This window comes from Porticoccus sp. (assembly GCF_041592135.1).
GTDB lineage: Bacteria > Pseudomonadota > Gammaproteobacteria > Pseudomonadales > Porticoccaceae > Porticoccus.
Genome location: NZ_JBFHQR010000008.1, coordinates 1 through 19,705, shown reverse-complemented (window position 1 = coordinate 19,705; position 19,705 = coordinate 1). Strand labels below are relative to the sequence as shown.

The window sequence follows — 19,705 nt, the reverse complement described above, 5'->3', positions numbered from 1 at the left end:
TACGCTTCACGACATTGACCGGGTTGGCGCTCAGGGTGTCCGCACCACGGCTGTCACCCGGCTAAAATCCTGCTGTATTGGCGCCGCTGGGGGTGCGGTGCAGAAACTGACCAGGACAATGGCTGCGCAGGAAAAGAAAAATCCGGGCACCAGTTCGTACAGGTCAAACCAGCCTCCCTCCAGGGGCTTCCAGACAATCACGGTCAAACCGCCCACCATGACACCGGCCAGTGCGCCCTGCCAATTCATGCGCCGCCAGTACAAACTCAGCAACATTGCCGGTCCCAATGCGGCGCCCAGCCCGCCCCAGGCATAGGCCACCACGTCCAGCACCTTGCTGTCAGGGTCCATCGCTACACCGGTGGCGACTGCGGCGATGACCGCTACAGCCCACCTGCCGGTCAGCACCCGCCCGGTTTCCGACAAGCGGCGGCCGCTCAGCAGCGGATACAAATCTTCAGCGAGCGTCGACGAGCTAGCCAGCAGCTGCGAATCCACCGTGCTCATAATCGCCGCGAGGATAGCCGACAACATAAAACCCGCCATCAGGGGATGAAACAGCATCCGGACCATCACCATGAACACCTGTTCCGAATCGACCAGCGGGGGTTCCACCAGTGCCAACCCCGTCACGCCGACGGCCAGGGAAGTGCCATAAACCAGTACTGACCAGCTGATCCCTATGGCCGCGGCCGTTTTCAATTGCCGTGGGGAATGAATGGCCTTGAAGCGAGCCAGGATGTGTGGCTGCCCAAAGTAGGCGAGGCCCCAACCCAGGAGGCTGGCAATGGCCAGCCCGGTGAGCGGTTGCCCCTGGCGGTCAGTGCCGAATGACAACAGGGCTGGATTGATACCCTCCACCCTCGCGGTGAGTTGTCCGTATCCACCCAGCGCCTGCAGCGCCAGTATGGGCACTACCAGCAACGCCAGGACCATCAACAGTGACTGAAACACATCGGTCCAGGAAACCGCCAGGAAGCCGCCAAACAGGGTGTAAAAAATAATGATCGCAGCGCCCAGCAGTACCGACAGGCGATAGTCGAAGCCAAACACAGCAACAAACAACTTGCCGGCACCGATCAAACCGGAGCTCACGTAGAACAGAAAAAACAACAGGATAAACAGCGAGGCAAGGAGCTTCAGCCAGGGCCCCGGGCACTGAAAGCGGCGATGGAGATAACAGGGCAGCGTCACCGCATCCTCCAGGTAAAAGCTGTATATCCGCAACCGCCGCGCCATCAGCAACCAGTTGAGCGCCACGCCGATACAGAGACCCAGTGCAATCCAGGCGGCCTCGACACCTGCCAGGTAGGCGTATCCGGGCAACCCCAACAACACCCAGCCACTCATATCGGAGGCCCCGGCGCTCAGCGCGGCCACACCGGCCGAGAGCTTGCGACCGCCGAGAAAATAGTCCGCTGCCGTGTGTGTCTTGAACCAGGCGACCACGCCAATGGCCAGCACTACCAACAGGTAGCCGAGGAAGGTTAAGGCCATGGGCAGATTGAGCTCAGTCAACCTATCTCCCCTGCTGTGGATGACGAATTCATTATTTCCCAGATTTTGGCCTGGCGCACGCCCCATCTGCAGCACGCAATTGATCATAAAATGATCAATTGCGTGAAAAACAGCTCATAAAGTTACTTAATATTTATAATTTCTAATTGAATTTAAATTCATAACCTGATAATAATGAAAGAAAATGTAAGGCTCTAAAAGCAACATTAAATCAATGTCAGGAGCTGGGTTATGATTTTTACTGCTGGGGATTTACGCCATCTGGTGATTCGGGAGACGCTGCACTACCTGGACGACTGGTCAATGGCCGCGGAGAATTTGTTGATGGGCACCGCCGCCCATGAGTCTGGCCTGGGGGGCTGGCACGAGGGACAGCGGGTCGGGCTTTACCACATTACCCCGACCATGCACCGGGCGGTATGGGACAAGTACCTGATCCACCACCCACAATTGGCCAGCGACATACGCGGTATTGCCGGGCAACACAGTTTCCTCAGGGACCCCCACGGAGAACTGGTGACCAATCTGAAATACGCGACGGCGATCGCCTGGATGATCTATCGGCGGGCAGAGCAATCCCTGCCAAATCCCGCCAACATTTCTGCCCTGGGCGCCTACTGGCATCGTCACTTTCGCTCCAGGGTCGATGGTTCCGTGCGCGACTTTGTGACCAGCTATCAGCTACTGATCCGCGACGAAACACTGGCTGCGGCCTGAGGAAAGGCCCCTCTGTTAGAGGTCTTTTCCCGCGCTATTTTTTCTTGACGTGTTTCATCAAGCGGCGTTTCTTCGCCATCTGCCTTACGGTCAGCTTATTCTTCTTTCCCGCGTAGGGATTATCACTGGAACGATATTCGATCTTTACCGGCGTGCCGTGCAGCTCCAGAACCTTGCGAAAAACTTTTTCCAGATAGCGGGTATAGTGACTGGGTACTTCATCGGTCTGGTTGCCGTGAATCACGATCACCGGCGGATTCTTGCCGCCGGCATGGGCATAGCGCAATTTGATGCGCCGCCCCCTGACCATCGGCGGCTGATGCTCCGTGACGGCGTCCTGCAATATCCGGGTGAGGCGGTTGGTGCCCAGTTTATCGGTAGCTGAGGCATAGGCCTTTTCGATGGATTCGTAGAGGTGCCCCACCCCGGTACCGTGGAGTGCCGAAATAAAGTGGATATCGGCAAAATCGACGAATCGCAGGCGGCGCTGGAGTTCTGACTTGATCCGGCTTTTATTATCCGCATCGAGGCCATCCCATTTATTCACCGCCAACACCAATGCCCGGCCCGCTTCAATGGCGGTACCCATCAGGTGCAGGTCCTGGTCAACCAGCCCCTCCTGGGCATCCACCAGCAGCACCACGACGTTGGCATCGTCAATGGCCTGCAAGGTTTTTACAATGGAGAATTTCTCCACGACCATGGAGACATTTTTCCTGCGGCGAATACCCGCCGTGTCAATCAGGGTATAACTTTTCCCTTCGCGCTCGTAATCGATATAAATACTGTCCCGGGTGGTCCCCGGCAGGTCGAACACAATCACGCGCTCTTCACCGAGCAAGCGGTTGACCAGGGTGGACTTGCCCACGTTGGGACGGCCAATCACCGCGATTTTGATGCCGTGCGCGGCTTCATCCTCAGCCTCCGGTTCTGGCACTTCCGGGAACGGCGCCAGCACCGCCTCCATCAACTGCCTGACACCGCGGCCGTGGGTCGCGGTGGTGGGATAGATGTCGGAGATGCCAAGCTCGAAGAAATCCGCCATGGCCACATCCGGATTGATGCCGTCAATCTTGTTGGCCACCAGATAGACCTGCCGGCCCTTCTGGCGCAGGTACTCCGCCAGCCGACGATCCACCGGTGTCAGGCCGTCGCGGCTGTCGACCACCAGCATCACGGCATCGGCCTCCTCAATCGCCTGCATGGACTGGGCGGCCATGGCCGAATCAATGCCCTCTTCCTCACCGGTAATACCACCGGTATCAATCAGCAGATAACGTCGGCCAAGGAACTCGCCCTCACCGTACTTGCGATCGCGAGTGAGTCCCGGGTAGTTCGCAACCAGGGCATCGTGGGATTTGGTCAATCTGTTAAATAAAGTCGACTTGCCCACATTGGGGCGGCCAACCAGTGCTATGACTGGGATCATTTCAATGTACTCGACAATTCGCCTGGGGCATCACGGGCCTATTCAGCAACCTGTACAGCCCGCTAGTGGTATTGCTCACTCAATTTCATTCAATCCCGAAAAACACAAATGCCGCCCTTCGCAAAAGGGCGGCATTTGTCGTGAATGACGGCCTCTCACTCAAAGCTGTATGCTGTGAGTCGACCGCCATTATTCAGGACATAGAGAATATTGCCATCCACCAACATGGGGGCCGCAACACCAGCACCCACTTTGGTTCTGGCCACAAAGCGGCCATCGGTCTGGGACAAGACATGCAGGTATCCCTCTGCATCGCCCACCGCCATATAACCGGCCACCACGGCGGGACTGCCCAACTTGCGATAGGTAAGCTGGTCATTTTGCCAGATTTGCTGGCCGCTGCTGGCGCGCAATGCTTTGACTGTATCATTTTTCTGAACCAGATAGACCTGTTCCAGGCCATAGGCCAAATCCTGGGATGTCGACGCATCCTGGTACCAGATGCCCCGACCGGAGGCAGTCGCCAGCGCGCCGATGCGACCCTGATAGCTTGCCGCGTACAGCACATCGCCGACCAGCACAGGTCGGCCGTCAAGGTCCACCATGCGCTCAAGTTCAGTGCGTCCCTGGGGCGTCGCTACCCGGTTTTCCCATACCTGTGCACCCGTTGACGGAGACAGTGCATGCACTTTGCCATTGGCAAAACTCAGGATACAGAGATCCTCTGTCACCACGGGGGGGCTGGTGCCACGCAAACTCAGTACCGGAACATCCGCTTTAAACTGCCAGCGCTGGCTGCCGTCGGCCAAGTTCAGCCCCACCACGCGACCATCCTGACTCTGGACAATCGCGACATCAGCGCTGACACCCGGAGCCGCCAGCACTTCGCTGGTCACATAAACATGCCAGCGCTGCTCACCGCTATCCGCCTCCAGGGCAAAAACATCTCCCTCAGTACTGCCCACCAGGACGGTATTGCTGCCGACACCAACGGCACCGCCGATGGTTTTATCCAGTTCGACCTTCCACTTCCGCTCACCGGTCCCGGCATCGACAGCGGCCACAGTGCCCTGACTGTCCGCCACATAGATAACACCGGCCTCCATCGCCGGGCGAATACCGCCGTTGACAGAGAGGTTCTTGCCCACCGCATGGTTTGACCAGAGCTGGCGCATCTGGATTTCTGACGGGAAATCCACCAACTCGGCCGGAGCAATTTTTTCTCCAGCTTCGTCTGTTTTAGTTTTGCCCAGCTTGTTAGTGATGGAGCTACAGCCCGAGAACATCAGGCAGGCCACCAACAGCCACGAAAGACGTTTCATCAACTGTCACCCCCGGTCTGCTGCGGTGCAGCATCCGCAGCTTCAGTGGCGGGCGCTACGTGATTGAGCTTGAGCTCGATAATGGTGCGCGTCTGGTTATCGTTGAGCACCAGCGTCTGCAGGGCTTCACGATAAGCCTGATAGGCAGCCGTTTTATCGCCCTTCATCAACTGAAAATCACCGATGGCTTCCGCATAGGCCGAGGCCATGGAACGTGCATCGATGCCCTCCAGCATCGCAATCGCCTCGTCGAGATGGCCCCGGGCGGCCTCCAGCCTGGCCAGCCGCAGTTTAATGATCAGGGAAAGGCCTTCATCGGCACCGTCCTGTGCCCACTGCAACTGTTGTGCGGCAGCCTCCAGATCATTGTTTTCCACCGCCAACCGCGCCAGCAACAATGCCGCATAGCGGGCGTACTGGGTAGAGGCGTAATCCTTTTTCAGTTGCTCGGCCAGGGCTGACGCCAGTTCATGACGGGACACTTCCAGGGCTTCACCCGGTTTGACGGTCGCGGCTTCCATCATCTGCTGATAGACCACCGAGGCAGCCTCTGCACGGGCCTGGCGATGGTCTTTCCACAAATCCCAACCGAAATACCCGCCCACCGCGAGTACGAGCACAATCACTGTGGAGAGACCATTCTCTTTCCACCAGCGCTTGAAACTCTCCAGCTGTTCTTCTTCGCTGAGATGTTCTGCCACGATTACTCCTCGCCTTCACGTAAAACTTGTTGGTTGAGCATGGCCACCACAGCGGCAACGCTCATACTTTGCTGGGGTTTGTCCTGCCGCAGAAACTTGACCGACACCTGGCCGCTGGCGGCCTCATCCTCACCGAGGAGCAGGGCGATTTCCGCGCCACATCGATCCGCTTTTTTCATCTGGCTCTTGAAGCTGCCACCACCGCAGTGGTTGAGGATACGCAATTGTGGACACTGGCTGCGCAGGGTTTCGCCCAACTGCAACGCCTGTGCCTGCACATCGCCAGCGGCCAAAAGGTAGACGTCCACTTGCCGGGCGATACTATCCGGTACCACACCAGCGGCGTCAAGCAACAATACCAGGCGCTCTATGCCCATGGCGAAACCCACCGCCGGTGTGTGCTTGCCGCCCAGTTGTTCGACCAGGCCATCGTAGCGGCCACCGGCGCAGACAGTGCCCTGGGCTCCGAGCGCATCGGTCACCCACTCAAACACCGTCTTGCCGTAATAATCCAGCCCGCGCACCAGGCGGGGGTTGATCTGATACGGAACCCCGGCCCCGTCCAGCAGGGCCAGCAGTTGCTGGAAGTGTTCGCGGGATTCATCCTCGAGAAAATCTTCCAGCCTGGGGGCATCATTCAGCAACGCCTGGGTGTCGGCATTTTTACTGTCCAGAATGCGCATCGGATTGCTGTACAGACGGCGCTGGCTGTCTTCGTCCAGCTGCTCCTGGCGCTGCTCCAGATAGGCCACCAAGGCCTCCCGGTAGCGGCCGCGGGAAGCTGTCGTGCCCAGGGAGTTGAGTTGCAGGGTCACCACTTTGTCGACACCCAGCTGTTGCCAGAGGCGCCAGATCATCGCCAACTGTTCGGCGTCGATGTCCGGCCCGTCCAGGCCAAACGCTTCCACGCCGATCTGGTGAAACTGGCGCAAGCGGCCCTTCTGGGGGCGCTCGTAGCGAAACATCGGCCCCTGATACCAGAGGCGCTGGGTCTGGTTAAAGGTCAGGCCGTGCTGTTCACAGGCGCGCACGCAACCCGCTGTGCCCTCGGGCCGCAGGGTAACGCTGTCACCGTTGCGGTCATCAAAGGTATACATCTCCTTTTCGACAATATCGGTGACCTCGCCGATGGAGCGTTTGAACAACTCGGTGGGTTCGAGGATGGGAAAACGGATTTCCCGATAACCATACCGGCCCAGCAGCTGCGCCACTGTTTTCTCCAGATACTGCCAAACGGGGGACTCTTCGGGGAGCAGGTCATTCATCCCCCGAATGGATTGAATTTTTTTCATCAGGACTTCGCTATCAGCTTTTCTTGTTGTGCGGCCTTCTGGCTCGCCTTGCTGCGAATCAATTGCTCCAGCTCATCCACCAGGTTTTCCTGACCGAGTTTCTGGCTGGGCTGGCCATCGATATACACCAGATTGTTGGGAGTGCCGCCGGTCAAGCCGAGATCGACTTCCTTGGCCTCCCCGGGGCCGTTGACGATACAGCCGATCACCGCCACATCCATGGGAACGGTAATGTCTTCCAGGCGGGTTTCCAGCTCGTTCATGGTCTTGACCACGTCAAAATTCTGCCGCGAGCAACTGGGACAGGCGATAAAGTTGATGCCCTTGCTGCGCAGTTTGAGGCTTTTCAGCATATCCCAGCCAACTTTCACCTCTTCCACCGGATCGGCGGCCAGGGAGACGCGCAGGGTATCACCGATGCCATCCATCAACAGCAGGCCGAGTCCGATCGAGGACTTCACGGTGCCGCCGCGCAGACCACCCGCTTCGGTAATCCCCAGATGCAGGGGGTTGTCGATCAGGGTGGCGATTTTGCGGTAGGCCGCCACGGCCATAAAAATATCGGAGGCCTTCAGGCTCAACTTGAAATTGTGAAAATTAAAACTGTCGAGAATCGCCACGTGGCGCATGGCGGATTCCACCAGGGCGTCCGGCGTCGGTTCGCCGTATTTTTTTTGCAGGTCTTTCTCGAGGGAACCGGCATTGACACCGATACGGATCGGAATGTTGAGATCGCGGGCTTTTTCCACCACCGCCTGGATGCGCTTTTCCCTGCCGATATTGCCGGGGTTAATGCGCAGGCAATCGACCCCCAGATCGGCCACCCGCAGGGCGATGCGGTAATCAAAGTGGATATCGGCCACCAGCGGCACGCTGACCTGTTTCTTGATGGCGCCAAATGCCTCGGCTGCGTCCATGGAGGGCACCGACACCCTGACGATATCGGCACCGGCCGCCACCAACCGGTTGATCTGCGCCACCGTGGCGGGCACATCCGTGGTTTCGGTATTGGTCATGCTCTGGATGGAAATCGGCGCATCGCCGCCCACCGGCACATTGCCCACCATGATCTGACGGGACTGCCTGCGAACTATGGGTGATTCAAAATGCATGGATTAACTAACGCTCCTCGGCGTATTCATCACCGACTTTCAGGATCGCGGTGTTGTCGCCGGCTATCTTTGTCACCGGCACCGTCTGACCGCCGTAGCTGATCTCCACCCCCGGGGCATATCCCAGGGTGACGCTGAACGGTGCGCGCCCGGTGACCTCCAGGTCAGAACCAGAGGGTTTGATATCCGCCACCAGCATGTCACCTTCGGCATCAAAAACCTCCACCCAACTCTGCTGGACAACCCGAATGGAAAGCGTTCGCATACCCTCATCGCCGCCCTCTTCCGACATGCCGGCTGCCTGTTGCTCGGACTCGGAAACGTCCAGCTCGTTGCCACTGCTATTGGAGAGAGCCGTCATGGCCAAAGCCGGTATAGACGCAGTTTGAGAGGGTTCCGGAGCCACCACATTGGTGCCATTGTTGGACTGTATCGCCCAGACAAAGGCCGCAGCGACCACCAGCAAAACCACAAACAGCGGCACAATAAACACCGTCGGACGAAAGTTCTTTTTGGGGGCGGTGGGCAATCGCAACGACGGTCTGTGCTCTTCAATGCCCTGTGCCGAGAATTGCTGTTCAACCAGTTCCAGAACCGGAGTATCGGCCAATCCCAGCAGGGCACAGTAACGCCTGACATAGCCCCGGACATACATCGGTGTCGGCAGCCGCTCGTACTCATCCTCTTCAAGGGCGCTCAATACCCGGCGCGGCAGCCCCAGGTGTGTGACCATGTCATCAAGACTGAGGCCCTTATCCTTGCGGGCGCGACTCAGTAGCGCCCCCGGTGATGTCAACGTCGGCTCGACCTGTGTTTCATCGTTCTCATTTTTAGCGGTGTTTTTCATCATTCAGCCAGTTTTGATATTCCTGGTTTTCACGGGAATTGGGAAACAAATTCCGCAACGCCAAGCCCTGGCTCGCTTCCGCATCCTTGTTGCCAAGTTGATTTTCCAGTCTTACCCCCAGCCAAAGTCCCCTGGGAGTCGGTCTGCGCCGACTTTCATTGTATTTTTCCAGCAATTGCCTCGCGCGCTGGTAGTCACCCCGCTGGTAAGCGATATCGGCCAGCTCCAGATAGGGCTGTGACAGCTGCGGTTCAAGCACTGCCGCTTTTTGCAACGCCTGTTCTGCCTCGGCCAGCTTATTGAGTTTTACTGCCGTCACCCCGGACTTGAGGAAAATCTCGCCGCGTTTTGGGTAGGAGAGATCCTCGGAGCCGAGTCTGAACTGCTGGTACGCCTCTTCATAGCGTTCCTGACGCAGCAGAAACATACCGTAATTATTGCGGCCGCGGGTAAAATTCGGATCATAGCTCAAGGCCTTTTTGTAATGCGCCTCAGCTTCGCCCAGCTCCATTTCCTGTTGATACAGCAGTGCCCAGACATCCTCTACCTTGGCAGAGCGACTGTCTATTTCCATGGCTTTTTCGAGGTGTTGCCGGGCTCTTTCCCGATCGCCCTGGGACATATAGCCAAGGGCCAGTTGCAAGCGGTTTTCCAGCGCCTTGTCCCTGTCGACCTGGGCATTGGCGACACCATTGGTTGTGGTGGTACTGGTGCAACCCGCCATCATCACAATCGAAAACAACAGGGCAATACGTATTGGCCGTAACCGCTGTGTCATGCGTCCTTCCCTCCAGGTTTAGCCAACATGGCCATTAACCCACAAACCTGACCGGTGTTTCCTCGGCCTGGCGCTGCTGGTAACGTTCACTGCGGCGGGTTTTATCATTTACGCTGCCCGCCAACTGACCACAGGCCGCTGCGATATCGTCACCCCTGGTGGTACGCACGGTAACGGTATAGCCCGCCTTGTGGAGAATATCCCTGAAACGGTTTAATGCCGTATTGGTCACCCGCCGATAGTCGGACTGGGCAAACGGATTGAACGGAATCAGGTTGATCTTGCAGGGGGTGTCCTTGAGCAGCTTGGCCAGCTCATAGGCATGTTCATCGCGATCGTTGATGCGATCCATCAGCGTGTATTCCACGGTAATCTTGCGATGGGTATCGGGCATTTTATCCAGATAGCGACGGGCGGACTCCAACAACATGGCAATGGGATATTTGCGGTTGATGGGCACCAGTTCATCGCGCAACTTATCGTTTGGCGCATGCAGGGAAATGGCGAGGGAGACGTCAGTGACATCCCCCAGTCGATCCAGCGCCGGCACCACGCCGGAGGTACTGAGGGTCACCCGCCGCTTTGACAAGCCATAGGCGCAATCGTGCAGCATCAGTGACATCGCATCGACCACGTTGTCAAAGTTCAACAACGGCTCACCCATCCCCATCATCACCACGTTGCTGACCACCCGCTCGGCGCCCGCGTGGAGCGAATCGAATGACTTGGCGGCAATCCATACCTGGCCGATGATCTCCGCAGCGGTCAAATCGCGGTTAAAACCCTGTTTGCCGGTGGCGCAAAAGCTGCAGTCCAGGGAACAGCCCACCTGCGATGACACACAAAGTGTGCCGCGGTCTTTCTCCGGGATGAAAACGGTTTCGACGCAACTGCCGCCGCTGACCCGGATGATCCATTTGCGCGTGCCATCGGCGGAATCGTATTGCGATACCACCTCGGGCGCCCTGATTTCAGCTTTCTCTTGCAATTGCTGGCGCAGGGATTTCGAGAGATTGGTCATCTGCGCAAAATCATCCACACCGAGCTGGTGAATCCACCTCATCAGCTGGGCAGCACGAAACGGTTTTTCGCCCAGGGAGGCAAAAAACTCGACCAGTTTTTCAGCAGAAAGCCCCAGCAGGTTTACTTTCGCCTGCTGGGGCTCCACTGCCTGATTGATGTCAGCATTGACTGATGTCATCAGTTATCCTGCCTCACGGCATTTGTGTTCGGCATGGTTTAGCGGGGGCAGATTTCATCTTCAGCGAAGAAATAGGCCACTTCACGTGCAGCAGAAGTTGTGGAATCAGAACCATGGACAGCGTTGGCGTCAATTGATTCAGCAAAATCTGCGCGAATGCTACCCGCTGCTGCTTCTTTGGGATTGGTGGCGCCCATCAGTTCGCGGTTGACGGCAACTGCGTTGTCACCTTCCAACACCTGGACCATCACCGGACCGGAGGTCATAAAACCCACCAGGTCGCCATAGAACGGACGCTCTTTGTGTTCGGCGTAAAAACCGCCGGCTTTCTCATCGGAGAGCTGCAGCATTTTTGCCGCCACAATTTTCAGCCCGGCCTCTTCAAAACGGTTGTAGATTTTACCGATAACATTTTTAGCAACTGCGTCGGGCTTGATGATAGAAAGGGTACGTTCGATAGCCATTAAGGGTCTCCAGAGGGAATATTTGTACAGCCCGGCGAACCACGCCCACCTTCAGCCCGGCCCACCGCATCAAAAGGGGGGCATTTTACTCTCCGATACAATGGGTTACAAGGAATAGCCGAGGCCATTTCCGCTAATACCTTGCGGCTAGGCTGCCAGCAATTTGGTAAAGCGTTCGCAAGGCACCGGCATACTGAAATGTGCGCCCTGGTAGGAGTGGCAACCCAGCTCGCGGAGGATATCCAGCGCCTCCTGATTTTCCACCCCTTCCGCGGTCACCTTGAGGCCGTACTGCTTTGAAACCGCCATGATCGCTTCGACAATGCCCCTGCTCTCGGGGTCGCGGTGAATGTTGCGGATAAACTCACGATCAATTTTGAGTTGGTCGAACGGCAGCCGCTTGAGATAAATCATCGAGGAATAGCCAATGCCAAAATCGTCGATGGAGAACATGGAGCCCAACGCCTTGATGGCATTCATCTTCTTGATCGCTTCTTCCACATCTTCAATCACCAGGCTCTCCGTCACTTCAAAATTCAGGTAACTGGGATCGATGTTGTAGCTGCTCATACTGTGCTGAACGATATCCAGCAACTGGGGATCGCGGAACTGGCGCGGGCTGATATTAATGCCCAGGCGCATGTGGTCCTGCCAGATACCCAAGTCGATAAAGTTGCGAATGTATTCGCAGGAGGTGCGGATTACCCAGCGCCCCACATCGACAATCAACCCGGAAGATTCCAGCACGGGAATAAATTCCGACGGCATATTGGTAATCTTGTCGGAGTTCATCCAGCGCAACAGCGCTTCCCCGCCAACCAGCTGCCCGGTGTCCACAGAAATCTGCGGCTGGATGTACAACACGAACTCGTGATTATCCATGGCTTTGCGCAGGCGGGTATTCATGCCGATCTGACGCTGGGCTTTTTCGGTAATACAGGGGTCAAAAAAGGCGATACTGTTGCGACCCTTGCGTTTCGCCTCGTACATGGCGGTGTCGGCGTATTGCAGCAGCCGATCCGCAGTGTGGGTGGCATCAGTCAACAGGGCGATGCCGATACTGGCAGTGAGAATCACCTCGTGCCCATCCAGAAAAATCGGACTGGCCACTGCTTCGCCGAGCTTCTCGGCGATTGCCTGGGCATCCCAGGCGGCCTTGGACAGGTCGTCAGACAACTCGGGTATAAAGAGTACGAATTCATCGCCGCTCATCCTGGCCAGCATGTTCTCGCCACCGAGCAGCCCGGACAGCGCCTGGCCAATTTTCTTGATGACCTGGTCGCCCACGCTGTGCCCCCAGGAATCGTTGATATCCTTGAAATGATCCAGATCCAGCATCATCACGGCCGCACAGACTGGCTGACCCTGATGGGCGGCGAGAAAGTCGTTCAGGGATTCCGCCAACATCTGTCGGTTTGGCAGGCTGGTCAAGCCGTCAAAATAATGGTCCGGTCCCTTGTTGAGGCGACGATCGGAAACCCGGCGATCCGAGACAATCTGCCCATCCTCCTCCAACACCACCTCGGTATTGTCTGCGGGGCCCTTCAGATCTGTCGATCTGGGCGGGCGCCGGCGATTTTCCACAACCGGCGCTACTGCATCAGCAAATGCGGGCGTTTCTTCTGCTGGCCTGACGGCGTCGGCCCCCCGGCTATGGAGCATAACCACCATCTCCTTGCCGTCTTCAGTCACATAGACGACTTCGATATCGATGGGGTTGTCATAGCCCTGGCCCGGATAGGTCCAGCTGAGCTGGTTGCGTTTTTCCCGCAGCGCTTTTTTCAGCTGTAGTTTGAGATCGACCAGGGCGGTGGACTCGTCACCGGTGATACTGTCGAGGGACGCCCCGATCAGTTGTTTGAGTTCGCAGCCGAGCAGCTTGAGGGCGTTCTGATTGGCGTCGACGCAGACGCCATAGGCAAAGAAAAGGGTGCCGTAGGGAACTGCTTCAACCAGCACTTTATAAAGCTCTTCTTTAGAGCTCATCCCTACCCCTTAGCCAAGATTTATCCTGCGCCCCATTCTAATCGAGTTCTTCAATCCATGCCATCTGGATGGCCTCGAGGATTTTTTCACCACAGTGCTGGGGATCGTCGTCAAAATTGTCTAATTCCATCACCCAATTGCGCAAATCCACAAAGTTCAGGTAATGGGGGTCGACATCCGGATGGGCCTCGGATAACTCGATGGCGAGATCCAGCACATCGGTCCATTTGAGCGTCATGGCAGTCATGCTCCGGTCAGTGTTTTTCCGACACCATATTAAGGGTGTATTTGGGTAATTCAACGATCAGATCCCGATCGGCGACCACCGCCTGGCAGCTCAGCCGGGAGTCGGGGTCCACACCCCAGGCTTTGTCCAGGTAGTCCTCTTCTAGCTCGTCGGCCTCTTCGAGGGAGTCGAAGCCCTCGCGAATATAGACATGGCAGGTGGTACAGGCACAGGACATCTCACAGGCGTGCTCGATTTCAATATCGTTGCGCAGCGCCGCCTCACAGATACTTTCACCCGGCTCGACCTCGATCACCGCCCCTTCAGGACAGATGGTTTCATGGGGCAGAAAGACAATTTTCGGCATCTCAAATGTCCTTGTCGAGCTCGTCGAGGCTGTGCCCGGCCAGCGCCTTCTTGATGCTGGCATTCATCCGTCGGGCGGCAAATTCCTCACTGGTTTTCGACGCCATCTCAATGTGCCGGGCAATTTCCCGGTGGCTGTTGCTGTCGCGCACCTGTTTGAGATCGGCCAGGGCGACTTCCAGACAATGGTATTCCTTGTCGTCAAGCAATATCCGGCCATCCTGAGCCAGCGCCGAACTGAGATCTTCGTACAATCGGTCCGCCTCTACCTGCTGCTCCCGCAATGCCCGCAACTGCATGTCATCCCGGGCATGGGTGTAAGACTCCCGCAGCATCCGGGTAACTTCCTCATCGTTCAATCCGTAGGAAGGCTTGACCTCGATATGCGCCTCCACGCCACTGCCCAGCTCCCTGGCGGACACGTTGAGCAGGCCATCCGCATCCACTTGAAACTTGACACGAATTTTGGCGGCACCGGCCACCATCGGCGGAATGCCGCGCAATTCGAAGCGCGCCAGGGAGCGGCAGTCGGAGACCAGTTCTCTTTCGCCCTGCAACACATGGATGGCCATGGCGGTTTGCCCATCCTTGTAGGTGGTGAAATCCTGCGCCTTGGCAACGGGGATGGTGGTATTGCGGTGAATGACTTTTTCCATCAGCCCCCCCATGGTTTCGAGCCCGAGGGACAGGGGAATCACATCCAGCAGCAACATCTCGTCGCCGGGTTTATTGCCCACCAGCACATCCGCCTGAATCGCCGCGCCAATGGCGACCACGCGGTCGGGGTCGATGTTCACCAGCGGTTCCCGGGCGAACGTCTCGGCGACACGCGCCCCGACACGCGGCATGCGGGTTGAACCGCCCACCATCACCACTGCATCGACGTCGTCGGTACCGAGATCGGCATCGCGCAGGGTGCGCCGGCAGGCGCGCAGGGTTTTATCTATCAGCGGATCGGCCAGCCTGTTCAGGGTGTCCCGGTCCAGCTTGCCCTGCCAGCCAGCCACCGATAAATCAACCACCTGCTGTTCTGCCAACGCCTCCTTGGCCCGGCGGGCAGCCGCCATCAACTCCCGCTGCCGATGGGGGTCGAGATCAGCGCCCAGTCCCGCCTGCTCACAACACCATTCGGCAATGGCGTGATCGAAATCGTCACCGCCCAGCGCGGAGTCGCCACCGGTGGCCAACACCTCGAAGACACCGCGGGATAAACGCAGGATGGAAATATCAAAGGTGCCACCGCCCAGATCATAAATGGCGATCACACCCTCCCCGCCCTGATCGAGGCCATAGGCAACGGCGGCCGCAGTCGGCTCATTGAGCAACCGCAATACCTTGATCCCGGCCAACATGGCGGCGTCCTTGGTGGCCTGTCGCTGGGCATCGTCGAAATAGGCCGGCACGGTAATCACGGCGCCGTCCAGGGGGCCGTCCAGTGCCGCCTCAGCCCGATCGGCCAGTGTCCGGAGAATTTCCGCCGAGGCGGCAACCGGACTGATATCCCCCGCCACCGTGCGAAAATTTGGCATGCCGCTGTCGCTGGCGACCAACTCGTAGGGGAGCTGACAACCGAGTGTTTTCACATCGGCAGCACCGCGCCCCATAAAACGTTTGATGGAACCCAGGGTGTTCAGGCTGTCATCGACGGCCCAGGACAGCGCATCACAACCGACCGTAATGGCACCATGGGCGGCATAATGCACCACCGAAGGCAACAGATGGCGGCCCTGATCGTCGGGCAGGGTTTCCGGGGTACCACTTCTGACCGTCGCCACCAGCGAGTTGGTAGTGCCCAGGTCAATACCCACTGCCCGCCGACGCTGGTGCGGCTCAGGGGACTGGCCCGGTTCTGAAATCTGCAATAAAACCACTAGGACTTACCACCCATTATTCATCTAGTTCCTGTTCAAGCGCCTTCACTTCGTTTAGCAGCTTGCTGAAAAATTGCATTCTGGTCACGGTTTCCAGAGCGCGCTCCAATTCCCCCGCCTGCAGCTGCCGGGCAAACTGCTGTTGCAATATCGAATACTGGCCGGAGGCATCGTCGGCCACCCGGGACAGGGCGCTCAAAGGATCGGCCGCATCCCGCACCTCTGCCAGGGCTTCACGCAATGCCATCTGCTCCATCAGGAATGCCGGATCCCGGGTAATGGCACTGTCACTGCCGCCGTCGACACCTTGCAGCGCCAGCATGTACTGCGCCCGCTGCAGGGGGGATTTCAATTCGCTGTAGGCTTGATTGACGAGAGACGCATACTGCTCGGCCAGACGCTGCTCGCGCGCCGGCTTGTCGGCATACCTGTCGGGGTGAAACTGGCGCTGCAGGTTGCGATAACGATCTGCCAGCAGCTTCAGGTCAATCTCGTAACTGACCGGGAAACCGAATATTGCAAAATAATCACTGCTGATGTCCACGGAAAACGGCTCCGTCTGAGAGATTGATCCAGAAGCAGGCGCCGTCCCGGCGACTGCAAAGTGTCAGATATGGAAACTCTCGCCGCAGCCGCACTCTTCCTTGACGTTGGGGTTGTTGAATTGGAAACCCTCATTGAGTCCTTCCTTGACGAAATCCAGTTCCGTACCATTCAGGTAGGCCAGGCTCTTGGGATCGATAAACAACTTGGCATCGCCGCAGTCGAACACTTCATCGTCGGGATGCTGTTCATCGACGAATTCGAGCACGTAGGACAAACCCGAACAGCCGGTGGTCTTGACGCCGAGGCGAATACCAATACCGTGTCCCCGGTGAGCAAGGTGTCGAATAATATGCTGCTCAGCGGCTTGGGTCATGGTGATTGCCATTACTTCTCTCCTGATATCGTCTTGTTCAGTCTGCTCATCAATCGGTCTGCTCACCGCGCTTGTGGCGAATATCGCGGACAGCCGCCTTGATGGCGTCCTCCGCCAGCACCGAGCAGTGAATCTTCACTGGCGGCAGTGCTAACTCTTCGGCAATCTGGGTATTCTTGATCTCGGCGGCCTGCTCCAGTGTTTTGCCCTTGACCCACTCGGTCAGCAGGGAGCTGGAGGCAATGGCGGAACCACAGCCATAGGTCTTGAACTTGGCATCCTCGATGACACCCTGCTCATTGACCTGGATTTGCAGACGCATCACATCGCCACAGGCGGGTGCACCCACCATTCCCGTACCGACATTGCTGGACTTGTCATCCAGTTTGCCAACGTTGCGGGGATGTTCGTAGTGATCGAGCACCTTGTCACTGTAAGACATAATTCAATTCCTCAACGTTAGTGGGCGGCCCACTCGACCTGACTGAGGTCGATGCCGTCTTTGTACATATCCCACAGCGGGGACAGTTCGCGCAGCTTGGTCACCGCCTCGCGCACCCCGGCAATAGCATAGTCAATCTCTTCGGCGGTGGTGAAACGGCCGATCGAGAAGCGAATGGAACTGTGCGCCAATTCGTCTTCCAGCCCCAGGGCTCGCAGTACATAGGAGGGCTCCAGGCTGGCAGAGGTACAGGCAGAACCGGAAGAGACCGCCAGATCCTTCAGCGCCATGATCAGTGACTCACCTTCCACGTAGGCAAAACTGACGTTCAGGTTGCCCGCGACCCGCTGGCTCAACGAACCGTTCAGGTATACCGCCTCCATGTCGGAAATGCCATGCCACAACCGGTTGCGCAGAGCCAGAACACGCTGGTTCTCCTCCGCCATTTCCTCACGGGCGATACGGAAGGCTTCCCCCATACCGACGATCTGGTGAGTCGGCAGCGTACCGGAGCGCATACCGCGCTCGTGGCCACCGCCGTGCATTTGCGATTCAATCCGCACCCGCGGCTTGCGGCGCACATACAGCGCGCCAATACCCTTGGGACCATAAATCTTGTGGGCAGACAGCGACATCATGTCCACCTTCACTGTTTCCATGTCTATCTCAACCTTGCCCGCACTCTGGGCGGCATCCACATGGAAAAACACCTTGCGCTCGCGGCAAATTTCACCAATGGCCGCGATGTCGTTGATCGTGCCGATCTCGTTATTGACGTGCATCAGTGACACCAGCGTGGTGTCTTCACGGATGGCATCGGCAACTGCCTGGGGGTGGATCAACCCCTCGGCGTCCGGCGTCAGGTAAGTGACCTCGTATCCCTCCCGCTCCAGCTGGCGACAGGTATCCAGCACCGCCTTGTGCTCGATTTTCGAGGTAATGATATGTTGGCCTTTTTTCTGGTTGAAGTGCGCGCACCCCTTGATCGCCAGGTTATCCGCCTCGGTCGCACCGGAGGTCCAGACAATTTCCCGGGGATCGACATTCAACAGCGCCGCCACCTGTTCGCGGGCGTCTTCCACCGCCGCTTCAGAGCGCCAGCCAAAAACGTGGGAACGGGAAGCCGGGTTGCCGAAATTGCCGTCTGTCGTCAGGCATTCAGCCATCTTGGCAGCGACCCTGGGGTCAACCGGCGTGGTTGCGGAATAGTCCAGATAAATCGGCAGTTTCATTCAGTTACTCCTGGTAAACCTGTTCAACAGCTAGCTGAGTCACTTTCTTCGGCCTGGCGCAACACCACCCTCTGGACTTCCTGCTGATGCACCAGACCATCCAGTGTGATACCGCTGAGAAAGCGGTGAATCTGTTGACTCAGGTCATCCCACAGGTAGTGGGTGAGACACACGCCGCCGCTCTGGCAGTTGCCCTTGCCGCTACAACTGGTGGCATCAATGGATTCATTGACCGCATCAATAATCTCGGCAACATTGATTAATTCTCCACCACGGGCCAAACGGTAGCCCCCGCCAGGCCCCCTGACACTGCTCACCAGATCATTCTGGCGCAACTTGGCAAATAACTGTTCCAAGTAGGACAGGGAAATCTCCTGGCGCCGGGATATATCCGCCAGGCTAATTGGCCCATCGGCACCATGAAGCGCCAGGTCCAGCATGGCTGTGACCGCATAACGGCCCCGGGTTGTCAGGCGCATAGCGTTACTCTCACCGAGTTTTGTTGACCAAAAGACTGGGTGCATTATCTAAAAACCCACTATTTTAGTCAAGTAAATAACATACTTATTTAGTAGGTTTTAACGGTGGCCTGTCACTTGTCTCCGAGGGACTCCGTCAGCTTCTTCATCCTGAAAGCCAGATTCTGAATGCCTGTCAGTACGCCGCGCAAAATGGACAACTCCATCTCATCGAGGCGGATGCGACTGTATAAGCGCCGCAGCCTCGCCATGGTCTGGCGGGGGTTGTCCCGATCATGAAAGCCGATGTCCACCAGCGCCTGCTCAAGGTGCTGAAAATACATTTCGAGATCCTCCGCCCGGGCTGGCGGCACATCCCATTCCGTCAGCGCGGGCAACCTACCCTCCGCATCGGCCAGGGAAGCCATGCGCACCTCATAGCAGAGCACCTGCACTGCCGCAGCCAAATTCAGGGAGCTGTAGTCGGGATTGGAGGGGATGTGCACGTGATAGGTACACTTGTGCAGCTCGTCGTTGGTGAGGCCGCGATCTTCGCGACCAAACACGATTGCCACCTCATGCTGGCCGGATTCTTGCCAGACTCGCTCGCCGCACTCGCGCGGATTCAACAGCGGCCAGGGAATACGGCGATCCCTGGCACTGGTTCCAACCACCAGGCCACAGCACGCAATGGCGTCGTCCAGGGTGTCCAGGACCACTGCATTATCCAGTACATCCAGGGCATTGGCCGCGCGCCAGACAGCGCGATCTGCCGGATAGTCCTTGGGGGCGACCAGATACAGCCGGGATAAACCCATATTTTT

The 19,705-nt window shown here is 57.5% G+C and carries 21 protein-coding genes; 1 reads left to right on the top strand and 20 read right to left on the bottom strand.

The features are described from left to right. Positions 1 to 30: 30 nt before the first annotated feature. Positions 31 to 1,518, bottom strand: a complete 1,488-nt coding sequence (putP, locus tag ABY948_RS01705; RefSeq protein WP_461480776.1) for a sodium/proline symporter PutP — start codon at positions 1,516 to 1,518, stop codon at positions 31 to 33. Positions 1,519 to 1,749: 231 nt separating this feature from the next. On the opposite strand from putP, the gene ABY948_RS01700 reads away from it, so the two are divergent. After that, positions 1,750 to 2,235, top strand: coding sequence for a hypothetical protein (locus tag ABY948_RS01700; RefSeq protein WP_461480775.1), 486 nt, complete (start codon positions 1,750 to 1,752; stop codon positions 2,233 to 2,235). A gap of 34 nt (positions 2,236 to 2,269) precedes the next feature. Here the strand turns inward: ABY948_RS01700 and der are convergent, their stop codons facing one another. From der to ABY948_RS01605, 19 genes are all read right to left on the bottom strand, one after another. Continuing rightward, on the bottom strand, positions 2,270 to 3,664 hold the full coding sequence (gene der / locus ABY948_RS01695; RefSeq protein WP_461480774.1) for a ribosome biogenesis GTPase Der: 1,395 nt from the start codon (positions 3,662 to 3,664) through the stop codon (positions 2,270 to 2,272). Positions 3,665 to 3,819: 155 nt separating this feature from the next. Then, a complete protein-coding gene (gene bamB / locus ABY948_RS01690; protein ID WP_461480773.1) occupies positions 3,820 to 4,986 on the bottom strand; it encodes an outer membrane protein assembly factor BamB in 1,167 nt (388 codons plus the stop codon). Next, the gene (locus ABY948_RS01685; RefSeq protein ID WP_461480772.1) at positions 4,986 to 5,687 is read right to left on the bottom strand and encodes a YfgM family protein; all 702 of its coding nucleotides are present in this window, start codon (positions 5,685 to 5,687) and stop codon (positions 4,986 to 4,988) included. Before ABY948_RS01685 ends, bamB begins: the two co-directional genes overlap by 1 nt. 2 nt (positions 5,688 to 5,689) lie before the next feature. Continuing rightward, the gene (gene hisS / locus ABY948_RS01680) at positions 5,690 to 6,979 is read right to left on the bottom strand and encodes a histidine--tRNA ligase (RefSeq protein ID WP_461480771.1); all 1,290 of its coding nucleotides are present in this window, start codon (positions 6,977 to 6,979) and stop codon (positions 5,690 to 5,692) included. Continuing rightward, entirely contained in the window at positions 6,979 to 8,091 is a 1,113-nt protein-coding gene (ispG, locus tag ABY948_RS01675; RefSeq protein ID WP_461480770.1) for a flavodoxin-dependent (E)-4-hydroxy-3-methylbut-2-enyl-diphosphate synthase, read from the bottom strand. The genes hisS and ispG overlap by 1 nt, the downstream gene beginning before the upstream one ends. Positions 8,092 to 8,098: 7 nt before the next feature. Further along, the gene (locus tag ABY948_RS01670; protein ID WP_461480769.1) at positions 8,099 to 8,938 is read right to left on the bottom strand and encodes a helix-turn-helix domain-containing protein; all 840 of its coding nucleotides are present in this window, start codon (positions 8,936 to 8,938) and stop codon (positions 8,099 to 8,101) included. Further along, positions 8,922 to 9,716: a type IV pilus biogenesis/stability protein PilW gene (gene pilW / locus ABY948_RS01665; protein ID WP_461480768.1), complete on the bottom strand. Its 795-nt coding sequence runs from the start codon at positions 9,714 to 9,716 to the stop codon at positions 8,922 to 8,924. Before pilW ends, ABY948_RS01670 begins: the two co-directional genes overlap by 17 nt. Positions 9,717 to 9,750: 34 nt before the next feature. Beyond that, positions 9,751 to 10,917 carry a dual-specificity RNA methyltransferase RlmN gene (rlmN, locus tag ABY948_RS01660; RefSeq protein ID WP_461480767.1) on the bottom strand — a complete coding sequence of 389 codons (1,167 nt, stop codon included), beginning with the start codon at positions 10,915 to 10,917 and terminating at the stop codon, positions 9,751 to 9,753. Positions 10,918 to 10,955: 38 nt separating this feature from the next. Continuing rightward, the gene (ndk, locus tag ABY948_RS01655) at positions 10,956 to 11,381 is read right to left on the bottom strand and encodes a nucleoside-diphosphate kinase (protein ID WP_461480766.1); all 426 of its coding nucleotides are present in this window, start codon (positions 11,379 to 11,381) and stop codon (positions 10,956 to 10,958) included. A 147-nt stretch (positions 11,382 to 11,528) separates the two neighbouring features. Beyond that, complete coding sequence (locus tag ABY948_RS01650; protein ID WP_461480765.1) at positions 11,529 to 13,367, bottom strand: EAL domain-containing protein; 1,839 nt, start codon at positions 13,365 to 13,367, stop codon at positions 11,529 to 11,531. A gap of 37 nt (positions 13,368 to 13,404) precedes the next feature. Further along, positions 13,405 to 13,605 carry a Fe-S cluster assembly protein IscX gene (gene iscX, locus ABY948_RS01645; RefSeq protein WP_461480764.1) on the bottom strand — a complete coding sequence of 67 codons (201 nt, stop codon included), beginning with the start codon at positions 13,603 to 13,605 and terminating at the stop codon, positions 13,405 to 13,407. Between the two features lie 16 nt (positions 13,606 to 13,621). Next, complete coding sequence (gene fdx, locus ABY948_RS01640) at positions 13,622 to 13,960, bottom strand: ISC system 2Fe-2S type ferredoxin (RefSeq protein ID WP_461480763.1); 339 nt, start codon at positions 13,958 to 13,960, stop codon at positions 13,622 to 13,624. Position 13,961: 1 nt separating this feature from the next. Then, positions 13,962 to 15,830 (bottom strand): Fe-S protein assembly chaperone HscA, encoded by a 1,869-nt coding sequence (gene hscA, locus ABY948_RS01635; protein WP_461480762.1) that lies wholly within the window; start codon positions 15,828 to 15,830, stop codon positions 13,962 to 13,964. Between the two features lie 16 nt (positions 15,831 to 15,846). Further along, the gene (gene hscB, locus ABY948_RS01630) at positions 15,847 to 16,374 is read right to left on the bottom strand and encodes a Fe-S protein assembly co-chaperone HscB (protein ID WP_461480761.1); all 528 of its coding nucleotides are present in this window, start codon (positions 16,372 to 16,374) and stop codon (positions 15,847 to 15,849) included. 63 nt (positions 16,375 to 16,437) lie between these two features. Next, positions 16,438 to 16,761: an iron-sulfur cluster assembly protein IscA gene (gene iscA / locus ABY948_RS01625; protein ID WP_461480760.1), complete on the bottom strand. Its 324-nt coding sequence runs from the start codon at positions 16,759 to 16,761 to the stop codon at positions 16,438 to 16,440. 37 nt (positions 16,762 to 16,798) lie between these two features. Continuing rightward, positions 16,799 to 17,191 (bottom strand): Fe-S cluster assembly scaffold IscU, encoded by a 393-nt coding sequence (gene iscU / locus ABY948_RS01620; protein WP_461480759.1) that lies wholly within the window; start codon positions 17,189 to 17,191, stop codon positions 16,799 to 16,801. Positions 17,192 to 17,208: 17 nt separating this feature from the next. Beyond that, positions 17,209 to 18,423, bottom strand: coding sequence for an IscS subfamily cysteine desulfurase (locus ABY948_RS01615; RefSeq protein ID WP_461480758.1), 1,215 nt, complete (start codon positions 18,421 to 18,423; stop codon positions 17,209 to 17,211). Between the two features lie 23 nt (positions 18,424 to 18,446). Then, a complete protein-coding gene (gene iscR, locus ABY948_RS01610) occupies positions 18,447 to 18,902 on the bottom strand; it encodes a Fe-S cluster assembly transcriptional regulator IscR (protein WP_461480757.1) in 456 nt (151 codons plus the stop codon). Between the two features lie 113 nt (positions 18,903 to 19,015). Beyond that, positions 19,016 to 19,705 (bottom strand): RNA methyltransferase (locus ABY948_RS01605; protein ID WP_461480756.1); only part of this gene is annotated, 690 nt, incomplete at its 5' end.

What these genes read in the sequence shown, in the direction of transcription:
- ABY948_RS01700 (WP_461480775.1), top strand. Translation starts at nt 1,750, where the DNA reads ATGATTTTTACTGCTGGGGATTTACGCCATCTGGTGATTCGGGAGACG.
- der (WP_461480774.1), bottom strand. Translation starts at nt 3,664, where the DNA reads ATGATCCCAGTCATAGCACTGGTTGGCCGCCCCAATGTGGGCAAGTCG.
- bamB (WP_461480773.1), bottom strand. Translation starts at nt 4,986, where the DNA reads ATGAAACGTCTTTCGTGGCTGTTGGTGGCCTGCCTGATGTTCTCGGGC.
- hisS (WP_461480771.1), bottom strand. Translation starts at nt 6,979, where the DNA reads ATGAAAAAAATTCAATCCATTCGGGGGATGAATGACCTGCTCCCCGAA.
- ispG (WP_461480770.1), bottom strand. Translation starts at nt 8,091, where the DNA reads ATGCATTTTGAATCACCCATAGTTCGCAGGCAGTCCCGTCAGATCATG.
- ABY948_RS01670 (WP_461480769.1), bottom strand. Translation starts at nt 8,938, where the DNA reads ATGAAAAACACCGCTAAAAATGAGAACGATGAAACACAGGTCGAGCCG.
- pilW (WP_461480768.1), bottom strand. Translation starts at nt 9,716, where the DNA reads ATGACACAGCGGTTACGGCCAATACGTATTGCCCTGTTGTTTTCGATT.
- rlmN (WP_461480767.1), bottom strand. Translation starts at nt 10,917, where the DNA reads ATGACATCAGTCAATGCTGACATCAATCAGGCAGTGGAGCCCCAGCAG.
- ndk (WP_461480766.1), bottom strand. Translation starts at nt 11,381, where the DNA reads ATGGCTATCGAACGTACCCTTTCTATCATCAAGCCCGACGCAGTTGCT.
- ABY948_RS01650 (WP_461480765.1), bottom strand. Translation starts at nt 13,367, where the DNA reads ATGAGCTCTAAAGAAGAGCTTTATAAAGTGCTGGTTGAAGCAGTTCCC.
- iscX (WP_461480764.1), bottom strand. Translation starts at nt 13,605, where the DNA reads ATGACGCTCAAATGGACCGATGTGCTGGATCTCGCCATCGAGTTATCC.
- fdx (WP_461480763.1), bottom strand. Translation starts at nt 13,960, where the DNA reads ATGCCGAAAATTGTCTTTCTGCCCCATGAAACCATCTGTCCTGAAGGG.
- iscA (WP_461480760.1), bottom strand. Translation starts at nt 16,761, where the DNA reads ATGGCAATCACCATGACCCAAGCCGCTGAGCAGCATATTATTCGACAC.
- iscU (WP_461480759.1), bottom strand. Translation starts at nt 17,191, where the DNA reads ATGTCTTACAGTGACAAGGTGCTCGATCACTACGAACATCCCCGCAAC.
- ABY948_RS01615 (WP_461480758.1), bottom strand. Translation starts at nt 18,423, where the DNA reads ATGAAACTGCCGATTTATCTGGACTATTCCGCAACCACGCCGGTTGAC.
- iscR (WP_461480757.1), bottom strand. Translation starts at nt 18,902, where the DNA reads ATGCGCCTGACAACCCGGGGCCGTTATGCGGTCACAGCCATGCTGGAC.